The organism is Candidatus Zixiibacteriota bacterium (assembly GCA_034439475.1).
GTDB lineage: Bacteria > Zixibacteria > MSB-5A5 > GN15 > FEB-12 > JAWXAN01.
Map to the genome: position 1 here is coordinate 1 of JAWXAN010000025.1, position 26,528 is coordinate 26,528.

Annotated in this window: 22 protein-coding genes and 1 tRNA gene; all 23 read right to left on the bottom strand. The window is 48.5% G+C overall.

Annotated elements, in window-relative coordinates; genetic code table 11:
- Positions 1-95: 95 nt before the first annotated feature.
- Positions 96-1,157, bottom strand: a complete 1,062-nt coding sequence (locus SGI97_03000) for a restriction endonuclease (GenBank protein MDZ4722862.1) — start codon at positions 1,155-1,157, stop codon at positions 96-98.
- A gap of 542 nt (positions 1,158-1,699) precedes the next feature.
- Positions 1,700-3,484 carry a DUF885 domain-containing protein gene (locus SGI97_03005; protein MDZ4722863.1) on the bottom strand — a complete coding sequence of 595 codons (1,785 nt, stop codon included), beginning with the start codon at positions 3,482-3,484 and terminating at the stop codon, positions 1,700-1,702.
- Between the two features lie 435 nt (positions 3,485-3,919).
- Entirely contained in the window at positions 3,920-5,485 is a 1,566-nt protein-coding gene (gene rny / locus SGI97_03010) for a ribonuclease Y (GenBank protein MDZ4722864.1), read from the bottom strand.
- 100 nt (positions 5,486-5,585) lie between these two features.
- Positions 5,586-5,924 carry a cell division protein ZapA gene (locus SGI97_03015; GenBank protein MDZ4722865.1) on the bottom strand — a complete coding sequence of 113 codons (339 nt, stop codon included), beginning with the start codon at positions 5,922-5,924 and terminating at the stop codon, positions 5,586-5,588.
- Between the two features lie 72 nt (positions 5,925-5,996).
- Complete coding sequence (locus SGI97_03020) at positions 5,997-6,239, bottom strand: hypothetical protein (protein MDZ4722866.1); 243 nt, start codon at positions 6,237-6,239, stop codon at positions 5,997-5,999.
- A 21-nt stretch (positions 6,240-6,260) separates the two neighbouring features.
- Positions 6,261-8,642, bottom strand: coding sequence for a phenylalanine--tRNA ligase subunit beta (gene pheT / locus SGI97_03025; GenBank protein ID MDZ4722867.1), 2,382 nt, complete (start codon positions 8,640-8,642; stop codon positions 6,261-6,263).
- Positions 8,643-8,644: 2 nt separating this feature from the next.
- A complete protein-coding gene (gene pheS, locus SGI97_03030) occupies positions 8,645-9,667 on the bottom strand; it encodes a phenylalanine--tRNA ligase subunit alpha (protein ID MDZ4722868.1) in 1,023 nt (340 codons plus the stop codon).
- A gap of 32 nt (positions 9,668-9,699) precedes the next feature.
- Positions 9,700-10,053: a 50S ribosomal protein L20 gene (gene rplT / locus SGI97_03035; GenBank protein MDZ4722869.1), complete on the bottom strand. Its 354-nt coding sequence runs from the start codon at positions 10,051-10,053 to the stop codon at positions 9,700-9,702.
- A gap of 38 nt (positions 10,054-10,091) precedes the next feature.
- Positions 10,092-10,286: a 50S ribosomal protein L35 gene (rpmI, locus tag SGI97_03040; protein ID MDZ4722870.1), complete on the bottom strand. Its 195-nt coding sequence runs from the start codon at positions 10,284-10,286 to the stop codon at positions 10,092-10,094.
- A 115-nt stretch (positions 10,287-10,401) separates the two neighbouring features.
- The gene (gene infC, locus SGI97_03045; protein ID MDZ4722871.1) at positions 10,402-11,046 is read right to left on the bottom strand and encodes a translation initiation factor IF-3; all 645 of its coding nucleotides are present in this window, start codon (positions 11,044-11,046) and stop codon (positions 10,402-10,404) included.
- Positions 11,047-11,049: 3 nt separating this feature from the next.
- Complete coding sequence (gene thrS / locus SGI97_03050; GenBank protein MDZ4722872.1) at positions 11,050-12,984, bottom strand: threonine--tRNA ligase; 1,935 nt, start codon at positions 12,982-12,984, stop codon at positions 11,050-11,052.
- Between the two features lie 76 nt (positions 12,985-13,060).
- Positions 13,061-13,137: transfer RNA gene (locus SGI97_03055), tRNA-Val, on the bottom strand.
- Between the two features lie 180 nt (positions 13,138-13,317).
- Complete coding sequence (locus SGI97_03060; protein MDZ4722873.1) at positions 13,318-14,202, bottom strand: HDOD domain-containing protein; 885 nt, start codon at positions 14,200-14,202, stop codon at positions 13,318-13,320.
- 15 nt (positions 14,203-14,217) lie between these two features.
- Complete coding sequence (locus SGI97_03065) at positions 14,218-14,535, bottom strand: hypothetical protein (protein MDZ4722874.1); 318 nt, start codon at positions 14,533-14,535, stop codon at positions 14,218-14,220.
- Positions 14,522-14,737, bottom strand: coding sequence for a hypothetical protein (locus SGI97_03070; protein ID MDZ4722875.1), 216 nt, complete (start codon positions 14,735-14,737; stop codon positions 14,522-14,524). Before SGI97_03070 ends, SGI97_03065 begins: the two co-directional genes overlap by 14 nt.
- Positions 14,738-14,793: 56 nt before the next feature.
- On the bottom strand, positions 14,794-14,973 hold the full coding sequence (locus SGI97_03075) for a hypothetical protein (protein ID MDZ4722876.1): 180 nt from the start codon (positions 14,971-14,973) through the stop codon (positions 14,794-14,796).
- 9 nt (positions 14,974-14,982) lie between these two features.
- Entirely contained in the window at positions 14,983-15,408 is a 426-nt protein-coding gene (gene fliS, locus SGI97_03080) for a flagellar export chaperone FliS (GenBank protein MDZ4722877.1), read from the bottom strand.
- 20 nt (positions 15,409-15,428) lie between these two features.
- Positions 15,429-17,762 carry a flagellar filament capping protein FliD gene (gene fliD / locus SGI97_03085; protein MDZ4722878.1) on the bottom strand — a complete coding sequence of 778 codons (2,334 nt, stop codon included), beginning with the start codon at positions 17,760-17,762 and terminating at the stop codon, positions 15,429-15,431.
- Between the two features lie 117 nt (positions 17,763-17,879).
- Complete coding sequence (locus SGI97_03090) at positions 17,880-20,063, bottom strand: flagellin (protein ID MDZ4722879.1); 2,184 nt, start codon at positions 20,061-20,063, stop codon at positions 17,880-17,882.
- A gap of 274 nt (positions 20,064-20,337) precedes the next feature.
- Positions 20,338-22,989 carry a tetratricopeptide repeat protein gene (locus SGI97_03095; protein ID MDZ4722880.1) on the bottom strand — a complete coding sequence of 884 codons (2,652 nt, stop codon included), beginning with the start codon at positions 22,987-22,989 and terminating at the stop codon, positions 20,338-20,340.
- Positions 22,986-23,987, bottom strand: a complete 1,002-nt coding sequence (locus SGI97_03100; GenBank protein MDZ4722881.1) for a glycosyltransferase family 4 protein — start codon at positions 23,985-23,987, stop codon at positions 22,986-22,988. Before SGI97_03100 ends, SGI97_03095 begins: the two co-directional genes overlap by 4 nt.
- 24 nt (positions 23,988-24,011) lie before the next feature.
- Complete coding sequence (locus tag SGI97_03105) at positions 24,012-24,488, bottom strand: flagellar assembly protein FliW (protein MDZ4722882.1); 477 nt, start codon at positions 24,486-24,488, stop codon at positions 24,012-24,014.
- A 22-nt stretch (positions 24,489-24,510) separates the two neighbouring features.
- Positions 24,511-26,433 carry a flagellar hook-associated protein FlgL gene (gene flgL, locus SGI97_03110; protein MDZ4722883.1) on the bottom strand — a complete coding sequence of 641 codons (1,923 nt, stop codon included), beginning with the start codon at positions 26,431-26,433 and terminating at the stop codon, positions 24,511-24,513.
- Positions 26,434-26,528 lie beyond the last annotated feature (95 nt).

Sequence of the window (26,528 nt, forward strand, 5' to 3'; positions counted from 1 at the left end):
ATTTGGGTAGGGGGGCTTCGAGCAGAGATTCGACCTCATCAAGCTCACATTCTCCTTACCACGCAATTGATGTGTTTATCATTCATCAATTGACGTCAAATATCCAATAACATTGGCGCATCAGCAATGCCTAGTTTTAATTTTGTGTCGGAGCTAATTTTGTCCAGCAAGCTATAAATCCACTCAACTAATTTTTGGCCATCCCAAAGTTCTATGCTGTTTCGCTCACACAACACTTTCAACTTTGTGTCAGGCTTAGCAGATGTAACGACTCGAAGGGTACACGGGGAGTATTGCTTTCTTGCGTTGATTAATTGTTCAGCCGCGTAGGCGGATGTAGACCCATGATGATGTTTGATCTGTATACATAAATTTTCGGCTGGCTGGTGACTATTCTTAGTAGCCAGAATGTCGACATCACCTGGTCCATGAGATGCCGATGTTGATTGAATTCTGGCCTTGTAACCATCTAGAAATAAGAGCTCCAGAACTAATTTCTCAAGCCCTCGTCCCCCCGCTTCCAGGTATAACTTGCGGCCTTGGATTCGGTCGAGCAGCGCACTTTGGAACTCGGCAGTACAGTTCAGGTTCTTTATTTCCATTCTCTTGAGCGGATCAAGTTCTAATGATTGAGTAGCTCTATCCCAAAATTCACCAAGTTCGATCTTAAAGTCTTTCAGATCTCTCACAATTGAGCCTCGAACTTTCAGTCGGGACTGCAATTTACTTGTGAAGGCGCTTCGGGGGACTTCTAAAAACTCACCATTTGCCATTAGGTATTTGACTTCTCTTTGATTAGCCAGATCAAGGTCATTACCGGATTGTTCGTCATACTGAACCTTTGCAGTTGCTTCAGCAAACCTGAAGGACGTCAAATGCGGAATAATTAGTCTATCACCCTCTTTGATGGCTTTGAAGCGTTTTATGGCGGCTAATCGCCTACCTTTTACGCTTTGAGAAGCCTTATCATTCTTAAAATACTGGACTTTGACCTTTATAAAAATATCTTCCAATGTGTTTTGGGAGAAATCAATTTCGCTCCATCCTACCGCGACAAGGCTACTCTCAAAGAATAGTTTAAAAACTTCCGGTGTCTGCTTTAATGCCCTGATCATTAAATAATTCGGTGTGACTACGAGTTTCTCTGAATTGTCCATTTATCGCTCTTCGTTTAAATAGTTGTTCGACCAGCTTTGCCGCTTGTTTTGAACAGCAGGAACGATACCTAACCATGCACATGTTATCAAGGTATTTTCTTATGGGTTTTGCGGGGCACACTCAAGAGAACATGAGATTGCCGCGTCACTTCGCCCCTCGCAACGACAGGGTGCAGGAGTTGGTGCACGGGGCTTTCGAGTCCGCCCCACCACAGCGGGCAGGCGTGGCGGGACGTACACTAACCACGGAAATGAATATCGGACGTCAGGATCGCTGACCTACAAAATATCGGAGGGTGTCGGGCAGAGACGCCCGACAGCACGGAAAGGATGTCAGGATCGCAAGGATCACTGACCTACCAAAGATCAGAGCCGCTGGATTCCAGCTTTCCCACCACAGGCGGATCCGCCATGGCGGACTGGAATGACAAAAAGGGAGAGAACTGAGATTGCTACCAGCGTCTTGGAAGCCGCTCCCCGCAACGACAGGCGCAAAGTTATCGCTCGAGTAGATCTCTTTCTATCGCTATTCGCTCTCCCCTCTAACTTGTGCGTTTGCCGGCGATCCAGTTATTAATCTTTTCCTCAAGAACTTCCAAAGGCACACTGCCGCTGTTTAATATCTGGTCGTGGAATTCGGTTATTTTGAATGCGGCGCCGAGTTCTTTTTCCGCACGGGCACGAAGTTCACGAATTTTTAACTGGCCGATCTTGTAGCCCAGCGCCTGCCCCGGGTCGGCAATGTAGCGGTCGACTTCGTTGACGATATTGTGCTCCGTCCCGCCAAAATTCTCTTTCATGAAATCAATCGCCCTCTGTCTGTCCCATTTGTGGTAATGCAAACCGACATCGACAACCAAACGGGCCGCGCGCCAGGCATCATAGATTAGCCGTCCGAAATCGGAATATGGATCGGTGTACAAACCCATCTCTTTGGGAAGCTGCTCGCTATAGAGCGCCCATCCTTCGCCGTATGCGGTAAACCATTCATTTTTACGAAACTCGGGTATGCCTTCAAGCTCCTGCGCGATTGAACCCTGCAGGTGGTGCCCGGGGATTGCCTCATGGTAGGTAAGGGCTTCCATCTCATATTTGGGGCGGGTTTCAAGCATGTATGTGTTGGCGTAAAAATATCCCGGGCGCGAGCCATCTTCGGCGGCTCCACTGTAATAGGCCGTCGGGGCATCGGCCGCACGATAGGCTTCGATCTCTTTGACTTCGCATTTGGCGTTAGGCAAAATACCAAAAAGCTGTGCTGTTCTCTTTTCTACATCGCGAAGAATTTTGTCGTAGCCTGCAATCAATGAATCCGCCGTTGTGTAATAAAATTTAGGTTCTTTGTGGAGATAATCCATGAACTCCGTGCGACTCCCCTTGAAACCAACTTTGGCAATAATGGCGTCCATATCGGCATGAATCTTCTCAAGTTCCGCCAGTCCGGTTTTTGCAATATCGTCGGGGTTGAGCGCAAGAGTTGTGTGGCGTTTGATGAGCCAATTGTAGCGCTCTTTTCCATCGGCGAATGACCAGACCCCGAACTCGGCTCGGCATTTTGGGAGGTATTCATTTACAATGAAGTCTTTGAGTTTCACATAGGCCGGGACGACTGATTCCATGATCGCCTTGTCATAACTGTCGGCCCACATTTCGATTTCATCAAAGTCGAGCTTTCCTTCGTTTTTTTGGATGGGCTCGAAGAAGACGGATTTTGGAGCGTTGGATACGATGAAGGATTCAATCTGCGCGACAACCGGTTCGATATTTACTTTCGAGGAAACCAATCCAAGCGACATCCCTTCGCGCATATTGGCGATGGTCTGGTCGATCTGATTCGGGAAGGCTTGCATGCGTCTGAAGAAATTTTGATAATCGAGAGTTGTTTGAAAGGTAATTATGCTCAGCAAACCAGGAAAATCGATATGCGGGCCGCCTTGCTGGCTGATGGGCATTGTGTAGGTTTTAAATTTGTCGGTGTCAAACGACTCGTTGATTTTAAGTTCAAGAATTCCAACACTCACCCGGTCTTCAGCGCTAAGTGAATTCTTGTCGAATTTTTTTAGTCGGTCAAGGTAGCCGCGATAGGCTGTCTCGATTTGTAAGCGCGCTTCCGAGGAAACGTCATCGAGCAGACTGTCGTAGCGTTTGTCGCCGAGGTACGTTCCCCATGTAGGGTAAAATCGAAGCTGGTCCTGCCAATACTCGTCAAAGAGAGTATGAAGTGCTGTGTTTGCGGTGTCGGCAGCATTTGCCTTGGGCTGAGCCGATACCACTGAGGCGGCCAAAAACAACATGGTGGCCATGAGGAGAGAGTTTTTACCTGTGCGCATGCTTGAGTTCCTTTCACATTGTGTGGGGAAATTATGAGAAGATTGAGGATGTTTGTCAAGTCCAAGGTTGGTGGAAGAAGGGGGAGTCAATGAAGAGGGAATGTTGAGGCGGGCAAAGAAGCCCTCACCCTCCCCCAGAGGGAGAGGGTAAAGAAAAGATCACACCGTAAGCGGTATGGTACACGAATAGAGAGAAGATGTATCCCAGCTTTCCCGCAGCGGCGGACAGGCGCTGGGGTGACATTTTGAAAATGCCTGCTTTGATTCTTGTACCACACTGCTTGCGGTGTATCCTTTACCTTGGTGAATATCGGACGTCAGGATCACAAGGATCACTGACCTACCAAATATCAGAGAAGATGGATACTCCACTGCGGCGACCTGCACCAGTATGACATTAAGGCGAGTCGTTTACGCGGCAGCGAGTTCTTGCCCTTACTTCGCGTATTCGGTGGCGCGGGTCTCGCGGATAACCGTCACTTTAATCTGTCCCGGATACTGCATCTCGGCTTCGATTTTTGCCGCTATATCCGAAGCCAAAACTTGTGAGGCTAAATCATCGATTTTATCATTTTCTACAATAACACGAATCTCGCGACCGGCCTGAATTGCGTATGCTTTGCTCACCCCTTTGAAGCTGTCGGCAAGCTCTTCGAGCTGTTGCAGACGCTTGATGTATGCTTCGAGCGGTTCGCGGCGAGCGCCGGGACGCGAGCCGGAGATGGCATCGGCGGTCTGGACAAGAATCACATAAGGGCTGTTAATAGGGACATCATTATGATGAGCTTCGATTGCGTTTATAACAATGTCGCTCTCTTTGTATCGCCGCATGAAATCGGCGCCGATCTGAGTATGTGTGCCTTCAGTCTCGCGGTCAATAGCTTTCCCTATGTCATGCAGGAGTCCGCAGCGTTTGGCAAGGACGTCGTCAAGCTCGAGTTCAGCGGCCATGAGTCCGCAGAGCATTGATACTTCCTTACTGTGGCCGAGGACATTTTGGCCGTACGATGTACGGTAGTTCAGCTTTCCGAGAAGGCGTATGACATCGGCATGCAGGCCATGGATGCCCAGTTCAAAGCAGGCCTGCTCGCCTGCCTGACGGACAATCACTTCCATTTCCTTTTTGGCCTTGTCCACAACCTCTTCGATACGGGTTGGATGGATACGGCCGTCGACTATGAGTTTCTCAAGAGCCATTCGCGCGATCTCGCGCCGAACGGGGTCATAGCCGGAGAGAATAACGGCTTCGGGGGTGTCATCGACAATAACATCGACACCGGTGGCCGTCTCAAAGGCGCGGATGTTTCGGCCTTCACGTCCAATGATGCGCCCTTTCATATCATCGCCTGGCAAGGAAACAACCGAAACGGTCGTTTCCATGGTGTGGTCGGCGGCACAGCGATAGATTGAACGGAGAATAATTTCTTTGGATTCTTTATCGGCATCCTGCTCGGCTTTGTCTTTGATTTCCTTGATATGGGCGGCGGCCTCCATTTTGGCTTCACCAAGCATATTTTCCATCAATTGACGTTTGGCTTCTTCGGGAGTCATCTGCGCGATGCGCTGGAGTTTGTCATTTTGCGAGGATATAACTTGGCTGAGTTCGGTTTCGCGTATAGTTATCCCCTTTTCACGGGTCTGAAGGCCCTTGTCACGGCCAGCGACATCCCGTTCTTTATTTTCAAGAATTTCGAGTCTTTTCTGGGTGCCTGTCTCTTTTTCGTCGACTTTCTTTTCAAATCGTTCAAGCTCTCGCCGTCTTTCTTCGGCTTCGCGTTCAAAGGCAGTCTTTACCTTTAAGAAGTCCTCACGGGCCTCGAGAATGGCTTCTTTTTTGCGCATTTCAGCCTGTTTATCGGCCTCGGACAAAATACGTTTTGCGTCGACATGAGCCTTACCGACGCTCTTTTCGCCGACTTTGTGCGCAAGAATCCATGCCAGCACAAAGCCGACAATGCCGACAGCAAGGGCTACGAGAATGAGCAGTACTGTGTTAGTCATCGCTGCCTCCCATCCCGCACAGTCATTGCGGGACGTGTTTTATATATTCACAATTTGAGAGGATAAAGAGAATACAGACGGTTTTAAAAAAATCCGAAGCTCAGCTTTGAGTCGACGGACCATCGGTGAGAGCAGCGTCGAGGCGGTTCAGGAGAACCCCGAGACGTGAATCGACCCCTTGGCGCGATTCGGATAGACGATCCGAATTTTCCAAAAGCTCAGAGGCAATCGACAAAGCGGTCAAAATAGCTACCTTATCACGAGCTTTATTTCGTGAGTTAAGCGCAACAAGGCGCATTTTTTCATCGACATATTCGGCTACTTTGGAGATATAAGCGGGGTCACTGTATCCGGTTATAGGATACTCTTCTCCGCATATTTTGACGACAACTGTGTTTTCGATCGCGTGTTTAGACTGCTGTTCCGACATATCAAGCATGACTGTATTCTCTTATCCTGCTATCTTGCCGGCATTTATAACACTTGGAGGGGGATAAGTCAAGAAAAAAAACTAAATGATTAGCCGTTCAAGCTCATCAATATGGCTCATAACGGTCTCCAACTTCAATTTCATCGAGTCTTGGCGGTCACCGGACATAAGCCGGACCTTTTCAGATCGATCGCGAAGATTGCCAAGTTCGGTTTTGAGGGCACGATTTTCACGCCTCAAAACAGTGTTTTCTTTTTTGAGCGTTTCAAGCGCAGTCAGGAGATTGTCGAGTTTCGATTCGACCAAATGTAAAGCGTCAGACATGGTATCCGCTTTTCTCGTTATCTATTTTTCTCTAATCTCAGCCGTGAACTTTGCTTTCAGAGCGGCGATAACACTTGCCTGGGCAGTATCGACTTCCTCGCCTGAAAGACTTCGTTCATGTGAACGATATTCAATAGTCACACCGACTGATTTCTTCCCTTGCTGTATTTGGTTTCCAACGTATAGGTCAAAGATTGAGACGGACTGTGCGATTGTGCCTCCGGCTTCTTTGACCGTGGATACAATATCGGCTGCCTTGACGCTTGTGTCAACTATTAAAGCAAGATCGCGGGGCGCCGAAGGATAAATTGGAAGCTGGGCGAATTCGGTCAGGGGTCTGCCTGCGCGCATGAGGGGGGCAATAGACAATTCCGCTGCAAAAACAACTCCCTTGATTGAATACCGCTTAGTCAGTTCGGCTTTTATCTGGCCGATGAAGCCGATGGCTTTGGAGTCAAGCGTGACGGAAAAAGAGCAGGAAGGATCAAGGGAGTCTATTTTCGACGGTTCAAATGTTATTAACGGAAAGTAAAAATGACCAAACAGTGATTCGAGAGCTCCGGTGATATCATGAAAATCGAGCGGACGCGGCTTCTCGCGCCAGTTACCGGATTTTTCTCCTGAGACGGCGAGGCAAAGTTTGTCTTCCTCTGTCCAAGTACCATTGATGGGCGGAGAATAGGTCTTCCCTATCTCGAAGAGGCGAAGGTCTAAATTGCGGTGGGCATAGTTGTGGGCGACAGCTTCCAAAGTCGTGGTCAACAGGCTGTTGCGAACAATATTCAATTCCTCGGATACCGGGTTCAGGATTTTGACTTGAGGAAGCGCTGGGCAGACAGCCTTTGCCGAAGCGGCGTTAGCAAGACCGTGACCGACTATTTCATCGAATCCCGCCGCTGTGAGAATATGTCTAATTTCATCCTGAAATCTGTCATCACGATGAGTCGGTGTGTATAGTGGGCCGATGTTTGACTTCGCATCCGGAATCTGAGCATACCCTTCGATCCGGGCAATTTCTTCGATGAGGTCAATCTCGCGGATTATGTCTGGTCGGAATGTCGGTACTGTGACATTCAATAGCTCGTTTCCCTCCACCTGCATCTCAAGCAAAGAGAGAATCTCGGCCATGCGCTCGTTTGAAAGTTGGGTGCCAAGAATCGCATTGCAGCGTTTTGGACGCAGGGATATTTTCAGTGGAAAAATCGCGGCGGGATAGGTGTCGACTCCCCCATCGCAGACTTCGCCGCCGCACAGCTCCTGAAAAAGATACGATGCCCATTCGGATGCATAGGTCACGCCGTTTGGATCAACTCCTTTTTCAAAGCGAGCCGAGGCTTCGGAGACAAGTTCAAGCTGTTTGCGGCTTTTTCTGATGACACTCGGATTGAAATAGGCAACTTCGAGGAGAAGATTTGTTGTCGTAGCAGAGACTTCCGAATCAAAGCCGCCCATAACCCCCGCCGCGGCAACTGACTTTTTTCCGTTTGTGATGAGAAGAACCTCGGGTGTCAGCTTGCGGACTTTTCCATCGAGCGTCAGCAACTCCTCGCCGTCCTTGGCGCGTCGAACAACGACTTCGTTTGAGCCAAACTTATCAAGGTCAAAGGCATGGAGGGGATTTCCGGTTTCGAGCATGACCAGATTGGTGACATCGACTATATTTGAAATCGGACGAATGCCGGCTGTGAGCAATTTCTTTTTAACCCACCACGGTGATTGGCCAATTTTGAGATTTCGAATGACCCGTGCCGTGAAGCGCGGACAAGCCGCGCTATCTTCGATTGAGACTTTTATGTAATCTGAGGATTTTTTTGCAGAAGGACGCAGGGCTATTTCGGGGCGTTTGACTTTAACTTTTGACAGGGCCGCCAAGTCTCGGGCGATGCCAAGCGCGGACATGGAGTCTCCGCGGTTAGGTGTCAATTCAAAATGAAGAATATAATCATCATAGTCCAGATAATCTGCAACAGGTGTCCCGAGCGGAGCCAAGGCATCAAAGACCATAATACCGGCATGATCCTGTGAAATGCCGAGTTCTGACTCAGAACAGATCATGCCGCTTGATTCAACGCCTCGGATTGTTACTTTTTTTATCTCAAGACCGCCAGATACTTTGGCGCCGATTTGCGCGAATGGGATTTTTTGTCCGACTGCGACATTGGGCGCTCCGCAGACAACCTCAACGTGGGCTATGCCAGTGTTGACTACAGCTTTCTGTATCGATTTTGCGCCTTCGATAGGAGAGAGTGAAATAACTTCGCCGACAATTATATTGTCGAGATATTTAGCAGTCGACTCTACTTCCTCTACGGCCGTTCCGCACAGAGTCAGTCGGTCGGCCATTTCCTGCGCGGACCACTGGACACCAGTGAGTTCTTTGAGCCATTTATACGAAAGCTTCATATTTACTTGAACTGCTGGAGGAAGCGGACATTGTTATTGAAAAAGAGGCGGATGTCATTGATTTTGTATTTGAGCATCGCCACCCGTTCCACACCCATTCCGAAGGCATAGCCGGTGTATTTTTCTGAATCATATCCCGCCCGCTCAAGCACATTCGGATGGATCATGCCGCATCCGAGAATTTCCAGCCACCCTGAATATTTGCACAATTGGCAGCCTTTGCCGCTACATAGAAAACACGATATGTCGACTTCGGCTGACGGTTCTGTAAAAGGAAAGTATGACGGACGAAATTTGAGTTTGAGTTTTTCGCCGAAAAAGGAATGGCAGAACGCAACCAGCGCGCCTTTGAGGTCGGCCATTGAGACTCCTTCATCGACAAGAAAGCCGTCGACCTGATGAAATGAAACATGGGCGCGGGTGGAAACGGCTTCGTTGCGAAAGGTCTTGCCTGGAGTAATAATCTTAATGGGCGGCTTGAGATCTTTGCGTCGTTCAAGTTCACGAGCCTGCACCGGAGTTGTGTGCGTTCGCAATAGCCGTCCCCCATCGACAAAGAATGTATCCTGCATATCGCGCGCGGGATGGTCGGGCGGAAAGTTCAGCGCCTCGAAATTATAATAATCGGTTTCTATATGCGGGCCATGAGCAATCTCGAATCCCATACCATAAAATGTCCGGCAGATTTCGCCCATAACCTGATTGACCACATGAATCGCGCCAATCTTCTGGCCTGTTCCGGGCAAAGTCGGATCAAAGGACGAATCAGATGTTTTGGTTTCAAACTGCGCAGAAGCTTCGGCTATTTTTTCAGCCAAAAGCAATCGGACGGCATTTGCTTTGGCCCCGGTTGTCTTCTTCTCTTCGACAGAGAGGTCTTTGAGGCTTTTGAGGATTTCGGTGAGTTCGCCTTTACGGCCAAGATAGCGGATCTCAAGTTCTTTAAGCGATTCGAGCGAACCGGCAGTACCGATTCGCTCGAGAGCTTGAGCTTCTAATGTATTCACCTCGTCAGAGAGCGACATAGGTATCAGAAATTATTTAACGGCTCGCCGCCTTAATGGCTGGCCGCCGCCATTTGAGCCAGCGACGAGAATGTAGCCATATCGCGCGCGGCTATATCGGCAAGCGCCTTACGATCGAGTGTGACGCCAGCTTTTTTAAGGCCGTTCATCAGGGTCGAATAATTTGTGCCGTTCATTTTAGCGGCGGCGGAGATACGAGCAATCCACAACTGGCGGAACTCGCGTTTGCGCACGCGGCGGTCGCGGTAGGCATAACGGAGACCGCGATGGACGGTTTCGAGGGCAGTGCGATAAAGATTCGCACGACCGTTCATATTTCCTTTGGCTCTTTCGAGAATTTTTTTGTGTCTCTGATGGGCAGCGACATTATTTTTTGCGCGTGGCATTGCTCAACTTCTCCTTCGTGACTATAACGATGCCGTGCCTAATACGGCAACATGTGGGAAACTGTGTTCCAATCGGCGCTTGAAATCAAGGCCTGTTTGCGAAGATTCCGTTTCCGTTTGGAGGTCATCTTCGTCAGGATATGCGTGGCAAACGCTTTGCGGCGCTTGATTTTGCCGCTTCCGGTTTTTTTGAACCGCTTAGCCGCCGCGCGTTTGGTTTTCAGTTTCGGCATCGTAAATCCTCTATTTCTCAGACCAAATAATTCTACTCTATTCAAGCTGTCATTTTATGACAGATTTTTAATATACAAGCTTCCATAAAACCGCGCAAAAGAATAATGATGATTATTATTCTTTTTTCGCACCAATTTCAGCCCCAACCTCGTTGTCGTCAGCATTGTGAGCCTCGCCACCAACCAGCTCATCTTTGCTGTCCGCCTTGGGTTTATGCGCTTTTTTCATTATGTCCGGCTTGGGATTCATAACTGTCGCCATGGTCTGCCCTTCCATTTTGGGTTCCATTTCGACATTGGCAATATCTGATAGCTCTTTGATTATCCTATCCATAATCGCGCGCCCGAATTCCACATGGGCCATTTCGCGGCCCCGGAACATGACCATCGCCCGGATTTTACAGCCGGAAAGCAAAAATTCCCGCAGATGTTTGGTCTTGAAATCAAAATCATGGTCGTCTATTTTGGGGCGGTAACGCATTTCCTTCATCTGGAAGGTGTGCTGTTTCTTTTTGGCGGTCTTGTCCTTTTTGGAAAGCTCGTATTTATACTTCCCAAAATCCATTATCCGGCAAACAGGCGGACGGCTGTCAGGAGAGACCTCGACAAGATCAAGTCCAAGGTCATGCGCCCGCTGTAGGGCTTCGGCGGTCGGCAGTATGCCGACTTGTTCGCCGTCAGATCCGATTAGACGAACGGGTGTCACTTTGATGCGATTATTGATACGAATTTCTTTAGTTGCTATGCGTTCCTCCGATATTTCTTAGTTGCCTTTTGTGGCGGTTCCCTTGCTCAGAATTTCTTCCTTAATCATGTTAACAGCCGCTTCGGCCGGCTGAATCCCAATGTCGCCTGTGCCGTGCTTTCGTACAGCGACCGAGTTGGCTGAGGCTTCGCGCCCACCAACGATAAACATATACGGCGTCTTTTGCAATTCGGCATCGCGGATTTTTGCGCCAATTTTTTCGGAACGAGTGTCAATTTCGGCCCGAATCCGGTCCTTCCGCATCATTTCAACCAGTTCTTTGCCATACGGGATTTGATCGTCAGTAATCGGCAAAACCTTGACTTGGGTCGGAGCAAGCCACAACGGGAAATCACCGGCATAATGTTCAATTAGGACGCCAAAAAACCTTTCTATCGACCCAAGCAATGCCCGATGAATCATATATGGCCGCTTGGGTTGACCATCGCGATTGACATATGTCAGATCGAAGCGCTCAGGCAGACTGAAATCAAACTGAATCGTCGAGCACTGCCAACTTCGTCCAATGGCGTCCTTGATCAGAATATCAATCTTAGGACCATAGAATGCCCCGTCTCCGGCATTTATACCAAAAGGAAGGCCAGATTTTTCCAATGCACCGCGAAGACCATTCTCTGCCCTCGTCCAATCGGCATCTTCACCAATAGCTTTGGCCGGTTTGGTCGAGATGTTTATCTGGTAGTCTGTAAACCCGAAGGACTTGAGAATGTGGACGCAGAATTGCAAGAGCCATACAAGTTCGTCTTCCATTCCCTCCTGCGTTACAAAGTGATGGGCGTCGTCCTGAGTAAACCCGCGAACCCTCATGAGTCCATGCAGTACCCCGGCTCTCTCGTAACGGTAGACTGTTCCCAGTTCCGCCCATCGGAGCGGCAGATCCCGATACGACCAGTGCCGGGCTTTATACATTTGAATATGGAAAGGGCAGTTCATCGGTTTAAGCTGATATTTGCGCTCATCGACATCCATTGGAGCGAACATACTGTCGGTGTAGAAGTTGGTATGCCCGCTTTTTTTCCACAAAATCCTGTTTGCGATATGCGGTGAATAAACCAATTCATAGCCATTACGCTGATGTTCTTCCCGCCAGAAATTTTCAATTTCGTTTCGGATGCGCGAGCCACGGGGCAGCCAGAGAATTAGTCCGGCGCCGACTTCTTCGGTAACGGTGTACAATTCAAGTTGTTTGCCGAGCATGCGATGGTCGCGCTTTTTGGCCTCTTCCTGGCGATGGACATATTCATCGAGCATTGCTTTTTTGGGAAATGAAACACCGTATATGCGCTGGAGCATCGCCCGCTTTTCATCGCCGCGCCAGTACGCGCCCGAGGTGGCTATCAATTTGACCGCTTTGATTATTCCAGTTTTGGGGATATGCGGTCCCCGGCATAAATCTTCAAAGCGCGACTGATAATAGAATGTGACGGTTTCGCCTTCGATCCCTTCTAGGAGTTCGGCTTTATACGGTGCGTTCCTTTTGCGAAAATAGTCTACTGATTCGAGACGGTTTTTTACTTCGCAGCGGAATGGGGCATTTTCTTCGACAATCTCAGCCATGCGCTTTTCGATTTTGAGAAGGTCTTCGGGTGAGAAGGGCTTTTCGACATCGAAGTCATAATACCAGCCCTCGTCGATGGGAGGGCCGATTGCAAGTTTCACCCCCGGAAAAAGTTCCTGTACGGCTTGTGCCATTATATGCGAACTGGAATGCCAGAAGACTTCTTTTCCTTCGGCAGAATCAAAAGTCAAAATCTGGACCGGGGCATTTTGTGGAATAGGATAGGAGAGATCACGGATTATGCCGTCGACCTTGACAGCCACAGCATCTTTAGCCAACCGGGGTGAAATAGACTCAGCGATTTGATAGCCGGTCGTGCCGGCCTGATAGTCCCGCACTGAACCGTCGGGCAACTGGATTTGAACTTGCGACATTCTTCCTTATCATATCGAGTAACTCTCGCAGAAAGCCGCAACCTGTAGACTTCGGCCTTCTGTCTGTCATGTCAAATGGTGGGCGATACTGGAATCGAACCAGTGACCCCTTGCATGTCAAGCAAGTACTCTAACCATCTGAGCTAATCGCCCATTAACTTTCAACTATCTGCCGCAACTTTTCTTTGGTTGGCAGGACGAAAAGTATAAATCGACCGACGATGAATGTCAATCGCTATTTTAGACCATTGTTAGGATGAAACCGTTGGTATTTAGCAGCTTAGGAAATTCATGGGGTGAATAGAAGGGGTGAAGACGAAACTCATACGAATCTCAATTGAGACCGGCCAGTGTTATGAACGTCTCTGCCTTCAAGTATTCATCATGAAGCATTTGCCCATAGGCTTCCATTTCATGGGCTGAAATATCAAGATATTCCATCACGGCCTTATCTGGCGAGCCAACCAGAAAGGCATCCTCATCTTTATAGAATGTTTTCTTTGCGATCGAGTTGGCAAGGTTGACGAGATAGGGCATGGAGTCAGCGGCTGTGCTCTGTTGAGGATGATGATGAAAAGTAATTGCCTCAATGAGCTTGGCAGGAAGCTTCCACTGGCTTGTCAGCAATGTGCCTATCTGACAGTGGTTGTATCCCAGTATACGCTCCTCGATTTCATAATTGGGCGCCACCCGGTCCTTCATACGTTCTTCGTTAAATTTCAGATAGGCATCAGGGAGAAATCCGCAGACGACAATTTTCCCGATGTCATGGAGCAATCCGCTTGAGAATGCCGCATCGGGATCGACAATCCCTCGGGTTTTGATTGCTCGAGCAAGGATACGGCTGCAAAAAGCGGTCGCAAGCGAATGTCTCCAAAATTTTTCCTGATATTCTTCGTCGACATTTTTCCCTTTGAACATCTCAAGCACCGATGCTGAGAGAACGAGATTTCGGATGGCCTCCATGCCCACAATCACAACGGCCTGTTTGACTGAATCAATCTCGCGCGAGAGTCCATAAAATGCAGAGTTGGTCAGTTTGAGAACTTTGACCGACATAGCCGGGTCCTCGGCTAAAATCGATGCCACCTGTGTGGCCGAAGCGTTTGGCGAGCTGATGACTTTCTGGATTTGATGAAAGACTATCGGTGGGGTCGGGAGATTTCTAATATTGGAAACAACTTGCTTGACCCGGCTATCGATTGTAACTGTTATCATGTGCGGTTCTCTTAGTTAACGTTCATAGTCAATTGTGTCAGCTATTGATCCAGCGATCTTTGACAGTAATTTCTTATCAGCATAAAATCCGTTTTCTACCCGGCGTTTTACTATCTCAATAGCTGTTTGTCGAATCTCACGAATCGACTTTTCCTTAATGGCGCGCTGTCCCTGGAGTACAAAGCGAGCCGGTTCGTAGTCATTTTCGCCGCCGTCAACTTCTCGTGTAGCTTTATCACCCGCGGTTGCCTTTTTTGTAAGTTCTGACAAGCTCTCGCGCATATTGGCCAGTTTATCTGTTTTTCCTTTGGCCGAATGTTTACTGTTTGCCATCGACGAACTGCGCGGTGGTGACGGAGTCATTGAGATACTGCATTATTTTATCGCTGGTGCGGAGGTCATCGAGTTCATGCTTTATCCGTTGGTGGCGATCAAGGACATAGGCTTCATTCTCGCTCACCAATGTGATATTTTTCTTTACCAATGTCACGATACAATTGATTGTCTTTTTGATTTCAGGGTGGGCCGATGCCACTCGGAACATCTGTTTGTTTTGATCGCAAAGGACATTGAGCTTTTCTTCGGAATCCTTTATACGCCGCTGACACCTTTCAATCTCGGCATACAGTCGAGAAGGTGATCGTCCTTGTCAAATCGGATCAGATCTCGCTGTTTATCCAACAGAATGTAAAGCGACTGGTAAAAGGAATACTCGTCTTTGAGGAGCGTCAGCAAATCGCGTTCAAGCTGGGTGATGGCATTTGTTGTCATAATCTTTCCTTACGCTGATGTGCTGAATGGCCCGACAGCTTCAATAACAGCGGCGCGCGGTGATGGCTTAGCTGTTACGGTTTGTTGGATATTCAATTCCGACCAACCGGCTCTCATGGTGCGGAGAATCTTTACGTTGTCATTTATACACACTATATCTTTTGTTGCCTGAGCAAGATCGGTTTGGGTAATGATAAAAGTATAGAGTTTGCCGAGATTGTCCGCAACTTCCCCCCCGTGTTCGAAATCGAGCGTGGTGTAGAGATGGGTCACACACCGTCGCGCCTGCTCCATGCATTTAGCAGCGGCTTCCGTTTCTTCCCGCTCACAACAATTCCCGGCCTCGGTAAAAGCATGTATCGCGCCGTCGTATACTTGGAGGATAAGCTCCAGCTGGGACTTTCCGACCACTTCGCTTTGTCTGTAGTTTTTCAATTTACCTTCCACGAACGCTCCTATCGCTGACGACTAAACATGGTGCTGAGATTGTTTATTTGACCTGACAAGAATGTGCCTTCGCTGTTAAGCTGGCCCAGTGTCTCTTCCATATCATAAAACCTTTTCAATAAATCCTGTCTGCGGGATGCGAGTCGCTTATCAATTTCAATCACTCGCTCCTTGAGGTGGGTGACCTGGGATTCATATCCCTTTATTTTGCGGTCAAGCAGCCCGCCGCCGCTCTGGCTGATACTGCCGAGCAGGTCTCCCATGCGGGAACCGACGCCCCTTGAGAATGTAATCGACGCCTCAGCGCCGTCGATTAGCTGAAGGCTGGTTAGGGTCACACGAACTTTAAGACCTGCGGTCGTCTTATTTTTTTCCTTGCCTGTGAGTATCTGACCGCTTCCGTCGGCAAGTTCACCGTTAATGGTACCTGCAACGTCCTGCCCTCCAATGCTTGACCCTGTGGCCAAGGCGAGATTGGCCAGAGCTGAACTCGAAACAGATGAAATAGTGTTGACGCGTGAATTGCTTCCAAAGGTGGAGCTTTCTAGTTTGATGTATCCGGTACCGGATCCGTTATCCACCCACGACACACTCATTCCCAATTTGCCTATCTTTTCATCGGCGTCGATTTTCTGCTGTAGTTCAGTGATGAGTTGAGTCGAAGAATTATATGTGTTGGCGGTCAAAACGATATCATTGGAGTCTATGCCGTTTACAGAAAGTTTTATACGATTGTTAGAACTTGTTAAAGTTATGGGAGTCAACGACGGATCGGCAAAACCGGAACTAAGATATTGGCCTTTGGCCGCTGCGCTCGTGACATTGACATCATATTCTTCGCCTGCTTTGGACTGCGCAGTAGAAGCGACATACTCAACCCCGCTACCGATTGAGGTCCCTGAATCGGCGAATAGATTGATAACTTCATCGAGATTATTTCTGAGGGCTTCATCGAGGCGCGCGCTGTCTTTAAGCGACAGTTTGCCATCGAGGCCGGTGCGAATACCGACGGAAAATAACTGGGTATACTTTCCGGTCAAGCCCTTGACCTTGTTTCCAAGTGAGTTTCGGATGGAGGTTTGCACCGACTGAAGGGTGGAGTCGCCGAAAAGAACGCCCGAAGATTTTTCTTTTTTGTTGTACGTGTTCTGCTCATCGACAAATTTGACTACATCGTTGTAGCGGGCGATGAAATTATTGATCTTGCTTTTGATGCCGTCGATGTCAACATCGGTGGTGATGTTAATAAACTCGCCGGTGGGTGTTTCTTTTTTGACGGTCAATGAGAGTCCGCCGATCGCCTCGGCAAATGTATTTGTGGCCGATGTAACAGTAATTGGAGAGCCCGAGCCTCCGGTTGAACCTACCGAGATTTTTGCATCGGACGCTTTCTGCAAAACCGGGGCAAATGTTTGAACTTGGAACTGATCGCTGGAGTTCAGCTTACCCGACCCAAATGATAGTTTCAGTCCGTCTGAGCCAGCGCCAACCAGTTCGACTTCGGTATCGGCTTGAGTTGCCACAATTGAACCGCTGTTGGTTCCATCGCTCCAATTGATCGTTATGGTGTCACTGCCGATTGTCTGCAATCCTGCTCCGGCAATTGTAAATGTATACGTTTTGTTTGTTGAGCCGGTGAACGATGCGGCCGAGGCCAAGGTTATAGCGCTTGTTGAAGTCACGGCTTTGGTTAACCTTTCAGGGACGTCAAAAGATGCCGTGTTGAAATTTGGGTTTGTGCCGCCTGATAAGGCTGAGGTAACACTTATGGAATTGGCTAGACCTGTTTTTTCTGCGGTGAGTATGAGACGGTAAGGGCGGGATGATGAGCCATCGTTGATGATGCTCGCTGTGACACCAGCCTTGGCGTCATTAATTGCCTTTTTGATACCCACGAGCGAATTGTTTGTCGTGTCAATGATGATTGTTTTGAGCGATGCCGCCCCCACACCCAGCGTAATTGAGCCGGTTCCAAACGATGACAGCGACTGATCGGAATAACCTTGCGATGCAAGCTGGTGATTTCGAGCAAGCGAGAGCACTTTTAGGTCGTACGAACCAGCGGCTACGCGCCCTGCCGCAGTTGCGGAAAGCGCTTTATCATCTGAGAGTTTTATCGATGCGGCCTCCCATGTTCCCTTTCGGCCAAGCTGCGCGGCTTCGGCATTTAGAGCAACAATTTTGGCCTGGAGGGCATTGAGCGAGGTGACAATATTTGTTTTTGACGCCTGCTCTTGCTCAAGCAGAACCGCGTTTCTTCGTTGTAGTTGGATGAGGGTATCGACGATTTGAGTTGTGTTGAGGCCCGAGGAAAGGCCGTCAAATGAAGTTATTCCCTGCATGGTTCTCCCATAAACCACTGTGAGCTGTTCCGCGCTTCACAGGATTATCCTATTACTCGTTTAAAGCGAACTCCGGAGAGAATTACCTCTCCGGAGTTCTGACCCGTTGCGTTGCATTTACTGGAAGAGCGAGAGAACCACCTGCGGCATCTGATTGGCCTGGGCAAGCATCGCTACGCCGGCCTGAACCAGAATCTGATTCTTGGTGAATTCTGACATCTCTTCAGCCATATCGGTATCACGAATCTGCGACTCAGTAGCGGTCAAATTCTGAGAGGCAATTCGGAGGTTTCTCAAGTTGGATTCCAGGGTGTTTTTCTGGAATGAACCGAGTGTTCCACGTGTCACGGTGACTTCATTGATGGCGCTGTCGATAATCGACTGGGCGTCCTGGGCGCCAACTACAGTCGTGACATCAATCTTGGCAAGCGAGCCGAATGAGTTTCCGGCCAGGTTCTTACCGAGCGAAGAGGCTGACATATTGCGGATGCCGATGGCAGCGGTCTGACCAACATTGCCGCCGATCTGGAAGACGAGCGATTGATCAGTGTTGTTGATAGTTTCGCTTCCGCCCTGTGAGGTCAGGGCATAATTGACGTTCAACGACTGGGTGCGGTCGGCGTTGAAAATAGTCGAGGTTATTCCGGCGCTGACTGAAGCCGCAGGGCCACCGTCGAGACGGACATCGAACTTGGCGGCCTTCACATTGAGAAGAAGGTTACCCACGTTGACACCAGTCTGCGCGCTGGACACCATCAAGGAGACTGAACCACGATTAGCGGCTCCGTCGACTTTGTTATAGACAGTCACGTTGGTGGTTGCGCCGTATTTCACTGATGTAATTGTGCTTGTGTAGTTATCAAAACTGACCAATGCATCGGTGCCAGCGTTGGCAAGTGAATCATCTGTCAGTTTCAATACGTTCTTCAGGTTGCCTGTGCTGGCGACGCCTGTGTTCATCTTGATTGAATAGGTCGAGCCTTCGTCACGGCTGGCAAACTGGACCTGGTTGCTGTTGACAAGGTTTGCGCTCACATCACCCAGGGTATCGCTGCCCGAGACGGTACCGAAACCACCCGTGCCGCCTGTCGTTTTCAAGGCGTTGTCTATCGCGGTTGTCAAGGAGCTCAATGTCGAATAGGTCGCAGCGGCGACGGTGATGTTGGCGGTGCGATTGGAGTTCTTCACAGAATTAACGGTGAAGTTCAACAAGTTTGCGGAAGATCCGCGAACATTTGAAGCCGCAACTGAGAACAGGGAGGTCGTGGCGGTTGTGGTGCTGGCAACCGTCTGGATTGAATACTGGGCGCCAAGGTTTGCGGATTTGATACGCAAGCTGCCAGCGGCAGTACCGGTGACAGTAATTTTGCCAGCAAGGGCGGTGTTCAAATTGATTGCCGATTGCAGTTTGGTGGCAATCGTAGCCGTCGTGTCGCCGGTCACAACAGCAATGTTCAGAGCCTGGTTTCCACTGGGGGATTCGCCATTCTCTTGGTAGTTGACGTTTATTGTGTAGGTACCTTCATTGGCAAGAACTGCAGTGCCAACGACGGCGGCTGAGGAAGCCATCGCAACAGTGGCGGCTGCGGCAATTGTCAGGTTGGTTCCGAAGGCATCGGCAAGTGTAACAGCGCCGGAAGTCTTCTTCGCGGCATCGGAAGCTTGGACAACATCGAGGGTGTGGATCTTCTCGCTCAAGTTGTTCGGATCGCCATCGGTATTGTTCAGAGCAAGACCGAGCGAGGTGGTATTGAGTGAAGCGCTGGCATCGGCAGTCTTGGTGGCGCTGATCGAGTGCGGGCCGGTGGACAGCGTGGACTGCTTGATCGTCAAGCCGGAAGTGTTGCTCGATGTGATTGTGGCAATGTTGTCTTTGGAACCATCGAGGATTTTCTTTGTGCCAAACTGGGTGTTGGCGGCGATACGATCGATTGTCTTGATAGCGTTGGCTAATTCAGCCTGGTCAGCAGCAAGCTGATCGACATCATTGAAGCCTTCGTTGGCGGCATGGATGGCCAGTTCGCGCATAGAAACCAAGAGGTTGTTGATTTCAGTGAGAGCGCCTTCAGCGGTCTGAATCATGTTGATTGAACCTTCGGAGTTCTGGATGGCGCGGTTAAGACCGGCGATCTGGGAACGAAACTGTTCGGAAATCACCAAACCGGCGGGATCGTCGGCGGCGGCATTGATACGAAATCCTGACGAAAGCTTCTGCATGCTTTTGCTGACCGCATTGGTAGTCATTTTCAGATTACGGTTGGCGTTCATCGCAGCCAGGTTGTGGTTAATACGGAGTGACATTTGAACTCCTCCTTGAAGAAGTTTGAGGTTTCCTTACCTATTGTTGTTCTAAGCTATTGCTCACGTAGTGTCACGTCCTATGTTTTCAAATCAGTCACATGATATAATTCCGATAACATCATGCTTCGTCTCTTCGTTGCGGCCCTCCCTTTCTTATTGGCACAGGTTTGTTTAGCATATCAGTTTATTCTTTTTAAATCATCGGCAGGTTTTTTTGATTCTTTAGATGTGAATACATGCAATTTGTCTTCTCTTTAATAAGCACACTATTGACTTAGGCGGTTTCAACTGAAGTTGCAAGTTCTTGCAGACGCTGTCGTGCCCTTTCACAGTTGCAATCAAGCAGCAAAACTCGCTGATATCCCATTCGCGCTGAATCTGGATGACCTAAATTAAGGTAGCAATCGGAGAGGCTGAGAAGGGCGTGGATATCGCTTGGTTGTCGACCAAGTAAATATTCGAGGTGTTTAATAGCCGATTGGTAATGACCCAAAGAGCAGTATAGGTCAGCCACGAGAGCTTGAATGGTTAGGTCATCATACTGGAGTTTCAAATATTGATTGAACCTAACAATGGCTTCTTCATTCTTATCGAGTCGGGCTAAAGTAAGGCCAAGATTTCGATACGTTGCAGGGACTACTGGAGCGGTCTGTAAAGCTTTCTCAAAGAACCATTGTGCTTGGTCATACCTGGAAAGCTTGAAGTAGCAATTGCCGAGATCGGTAAGATTTCCGCCGGTCGGGTCTAATGCTATGAGTGTTTCGTAATGCTTGATTGCCTCAAGATACCGCCCGGAGGTAAATAGTTGCTGGGCTATTTTGAGCTCGATTGTTTTGGCATGTATCCCTAACGAAACGGCCTCTTTGAAGAATTGCTCTGATTCTTCTTGACGATTTAGTAAAAGAGAGACCACTCCAAGCGAAAGATAGGCGTCACCGTTGACGGGTTGGGCTTTGACTGCCCGCTCAAAGTAATTGTGGGACTGTTGATACATTTGACGGCTCAGATTTATCTCGCCAAGGATAATGAGCGAATCGGCCGCCTGATTATCATAAGATATTTGTTTGAGACAAAGCTTTTCCGCTTGATCAATTTGCCCTGTAGAGAATAAGATCGCGCCGAGACGGCCATTGGCATCAAGAAAGTCCGGCACGATACGCAGAGTATGCTGGTAATAATTAATGGCGCTTTCTGGCTGGCCCGTCAGCTCAGCGATGACCGCAAGTCCGTAATAGGCATTTACCCGGGAGTCGACTTGTGCGACAATAATGTCGTCGGTTTCAAGAGCCGGCTGATAGGATGATTGAACCTCAAGATAGTGCAAATAGTGGCCGCTTGCTTCGGCGTAACGGGCTTCATGGCTGGCGGCATGACCGAGCAAGAGCAGTGGATCAAGATAATTCGGTTTGAGCGCCAAAGCCCGTCGGCAGTAATCAATTGATTTCGAGTAATCTTTAAGAGTAAAGTATGTCCAAGCAAGTTGGTTGAGCGCCATCAAATGGATATGCCTGTGCTCGGTGAGAGTTTTTGCGGTAAGCTGGACCGCGCAAGAGGCAGATTCAATAATTCTTGGCGCGTTGGATTCGAGGTACTCTTCCCCTTCTCCGCGAAGAAGCTGGGCGTAATTGAAATGAGCGAAAGCGTTGTTCGGGTTTTCTTTCAGTTGCTGCTCAAGCAAAGCCCGTGAACGAAGCGCTTTTTTGCACATCTTCTCACTTGAAAGATCGTAACCGAGATGTCTTATTGTGATATCAGCACGCAATACTATCTCCGACTTGGGGATCTGAAGCATATTGTGCACGATACCTTCGTAGCGAAGATTCAATTTTCTTCTGAAGAGTCGAATTGAGGGAAGAAAATTAACGGTTTCTTCGTTCTTGCCATAGACGTTATAGACATTGATGGAGATTACCGAATGCTGTGTCTCTTGAAGCAGGCTGACCAGCTTTGGAACATCATCCTGGACAACGCGCTCATCGGCATCGATAATGAATACCCATTCATTGGTTGCCTGCTCGAGCGAATAGTTGCGGTGTTTGGAGAAGTTCCCTTCCCACTCTTGATGAAATACTTTCGCCCCAAAACTTTCGGAGATACTAACGGTCTCATCTGTAGAACCAGTATCAACGACTATTATTTCATCCACCCACTCGCGAATGGAGTTGAGGCAATCGGCCAATAGTTCAGCCTCATCTTTGACGATCATACAAGCCGAAATAGTTACTCGTTTGTTTAGGTTCTCGGCAAGCATTTGTAGTTCCTGCGACCGAGGGCAGTTTTTTAGGCCATCGGTGATGACGCTCTTTGAAGCATCATGCTTCTTTTGACGCGATAACATAGCAGTCAGATTCAGATATGGCAGATGATTGGCCTTGTCCGCCTCGATGGCCAGACGGAGAAATTCTTCAGCCTTTTCTGGTTTTGCCGTATCTATATACATAGATCCAACCATATTTAAGAGCTGGGAGAGGTGGGCGTTAGATTGGGTGAGATCCGAGATCGGTGATGGATCTCGTTTCACATTCTTGCGAATTGCAAGAAATTGATTGGCATGCTCAAGACTTATCTCGTACTCTCGCATCGAGAGCTTTATAAACGTCATCACAAAATGAAGGTCGAGGGAATCAGGATTGGTTTTCAATCCTCTCTCGGTGTAATCTTCGGCATCGATAAGTTTGCCGGTATGAGCATAACCAAAGGCGCAAAGACGGCACAGTCGCATTTGCTGTACAGGAGTCAGAGCGTTTATTTCGCCAAGCAGTGGGGCAAGTTCTGCAATTACTTTCTCTTCCTTATTGGTAAACAAAAGCTGTTCGGCTCGTTTGAGACGAGCTTCAGTTGTGTCTGATCGTTTTGGAATAGATTGTGAGGTAGGGACTCTCGCTTTTGGGGAGATGGACTTCGCTTTCTCTTTCTTCTTTTTCATGCGGTCTGCAACTCTCTAATGTGTGATTCTCGTCCTGGGGTAATGAGTTGTGATAATAGCTGTTCAATTTCGCGCACTTTGTCGTTCTGGCTATATCTTTGTTGAATAAATTTTCGATTATCGCAGGCAGTTTGAGCTGTATCTGATTTTTCGATTGTTTGCAGGAGCCGCAGGCAGTCATCGGGATCGGAATACAGAAATTCGTTGGGATAGAGAAGATCAGCGCCATACCAATCATGGATGAGGGGAATCAGACCACATGACATTCCTTCGGCAATTGAATAATGGAATGACTCAAATAGCGAAGTTGAAATTACAAATGATTTGTCGCGGTACCATTGCGGCATATCGTCTATCCAGCCGTCAAAATAGATAGGAAGCGGGTTTCTTTGCAGGAAGTGCTGAAAATAGAGTTCGATACGCGGGTCCTGGTGTGAGCCAGCTATATAAAGCGAATATCCCGGGTCGTACTCATGAATTTTCTTAAAGCAGTACAGAAGAAGGGTGGGGTTCTTCTTGTAATTTATGTATCCTACAGAGGCAATCTTCTTAGTTAACACTTTTGAGTGCGGTATCACAAATTTTGCAGTGTCGACGCCATTGTGGATAACGGCCAACGGCAGCGAAGCCCGTGTTTCATGTGAAACTTGTTGCTCAAACAGCTGCCGGACAGAGTCATTTACAAATATAAGCGAATCTACTTTTGACCAATCGACGTGAGAAGGCATATCTGTGAAAGCTTCGTAGGAGTGGAGCCGACAAACGATTTTGCATTTTTGGGGCAAATGTGTCGCCTGAATCAGAAGGGCATCGCACCATTCGAACCATGCTATATCTGCCCAATCAAGCAGGGCCGCCATGCGCTCGACAGTTGTGCCCTCGAAAAGACGCACCTGATTATTGATAGAGAGGGCGGAGATAATCTCGGCCAGAAACATCTGATGGGTAGCGAAAAAGGCAATTTTCTGGTTCCTGAGCGATGGTGTTATGGTTTGCATCTTGTGTGCCAGAATGTAAAGAAGTTAGGCGCCGACAAGTTCTTCGCGACGATATAAGTTGGCGGAATCTTTCTCAAGGGTATCGAATAGGGAGTGGCGGACTTGGTATTTTGAGTTTACGAGTACAAGCTGCTTGGCAAGATTATTTTCTGTGTTAATTAAAATTGGGCCCTGCAGGTTGACCGAAATCTGGCGAGGGTCGTCGGAAACCGTCACAATTGTATATGTCTCGATAGAGGATGCTTTGATGACGCCGAGTTCCGCAATTTCCCTTGAGTTGACTTCGACACGATAATCGGGAAAAAAGACCGATGGATTGACCACAAGAAATGCGACGGCAGAATTCTCAGTCGATTGGAGCCAGAGAAAGGGAGCGAGTTCATTGACTTCGATAAGACAAAACTCTGTCAGTGCTTCAAAGCCGAGGATTGAGCGCTCCATAATAATGAGCTTTTCGTCTGGTACTTGTAGCGATCCGAAGCGGAGACTGTCGACAATCATGGCATGTTCCTTTGAAGAGCGGTTATCGGCTTAGAAAATCCATCAGGGTGGGCTGTATTATTTTCGCGCTGGCCAATAATGCCGCGCGGTAGTTGCTTTCGTAGGTCGCAAGTCTTGTGACCAGCTCAGGCAGATCGGCATCTTCGACTTCAGATAACAAGCGAGTGAAACTCAGCTTTTTGTCTTCGTGCCGCGATCTAGTTGTGTCAAAGCGGATAGTTCGCGCGCCGACCATGGCGCGTTCGTTGAGCAGGTGCAAGATACTGTCATCGAGATTTTTTAGTAAGATACCGGCGCCTTCCTGATCATCATTTCGGAGGGCATTATTGAGAACAAGAAGCGATCCCATCATGTCGCTTGAGCCAAATATACCCATATCTTTAGCGGTTCTTGATCCGGTACCGTCTTCCACAGTAAGCGAACGAGTTGGGTCATTGTTAGCAATCTGAATGCCTCTGCTTTGGGCATTAATGGAGGCCGTGATCGCAAGTCCTGAGCTATTCAATTTATCGAGAACATCCTGGACTGTCACCAATGCGGGATCACCAAGGTCTACGGTCAGTCTCTTCTCCCCCTGCCATATAGTTATCTCATTGCGAGGGATGCCGATTCTGTTCTTGAGATTTGCAATGAGTGACGTCGCGCGAAGGACTGGGTCGAGGTCGCTTCCTGCAAAGTCAGAGGTTATATTTCCTTTTATCCCTAAACCAGCCGCGGTTGTACCCGTTGTTTCAGTAATTTCGAATGATATGCTTGGGTTGAGCGCGACTCCAGCCAGAGCCGGGTTGATCAAACCGATTAGGCCAAGATTTCCGGCTGTTGTTTCAAATTCGTTTGTCTCTGAAATGGACAGGCCAAGCGAAATTGGATTGGAATCGACAATATCAAAACCAGTGCCTCCAGCGTTAAGCGACATTGTCACATTGCTAATTCCGGCAGCAGCAACCTGAGTATTAAAGGCGGTGACAGCATCCCCGATAGTTTGCGCGCCACTCATATCAATCTGAATGTCGGTCGTGCCACCATCTGAAAGACGAAATTTGCCGGGTGTGAGATCGACGCCGTTTCCGTTATTGAGGACGCCAAGCGCTGTGGTCGAGGCGACGATTCCGGTTTGAGTGGTGTCGAGTCTTATATTGTTACCTTCGCTGCCGAGAGAAGCAGTAATCGAGGTGATGCCGTCTGCTGCGAGTTGGGCATTGATAGCGGCTATTGCGTCATTTAGAGTGACGGCGGCAGAAACATCAATTGTCGAGGTGATATTTAGGTTTTTATCGGTTATCGTAAATGTTCCCGGCGCGAGGTTTATTCCGTTGCCGTTATTCAAGTCTGACAGCGTTGTGGTCCCCGTGACGCCCAAGTTCAAATCAGCTGTTTCACCGAGAGTCGAAAGTTTTTTCAGGAAAACGTCTGAGCCGTTACTGTTGACGGTTACTTTCAGGGCAGAATCGATTTCAAAATCAATTTTTCCGCTATCACCTCGATAGATAACGCCGTTGGCTGAAAACTCGAGCGGTTTTGTAGTTGTTTTGAATCCTCCAAAAATCCGCCGTCCTTCAAGTTCGGTGTTTCCCAGTTGGATCATCTGGTTGAAAATGGATTGAATTTCATTGGCCGATGCTTCGCGGGCGTTTTCGTCGTATGTCCCGTTACTCATAGCAACTGCAATTTCTTTGGCCGATGAGATGATATCGTTCATATCCGCGAGCGATGTTTCATAGGTGGCAACCCAATGCAATCCGGTACTAATGTTTTTTTGGTGCTGTTCTATTTTGGTGAGTTCGTTGCGATAACCCAGATCCCGCACCGTGCCCACCGGGTCATCAGACGGCTTATTTATGCGTCGTCCCGAGGACATCCCTGTCTGGAGGTCCATAAAACGGCGAATTGAGCGCTGGGTATTGAAGGCAACCCGCTCGGACATCATATTGTTAGTTACGCGCATACTGTTTAACTCTTCTTTAGTGCACTATTTTGAAGTAGTGATTTCTACGCCTGTTGACTTCCGGGTTTCCCATGCGAGTCATCTTCAATTTTTCT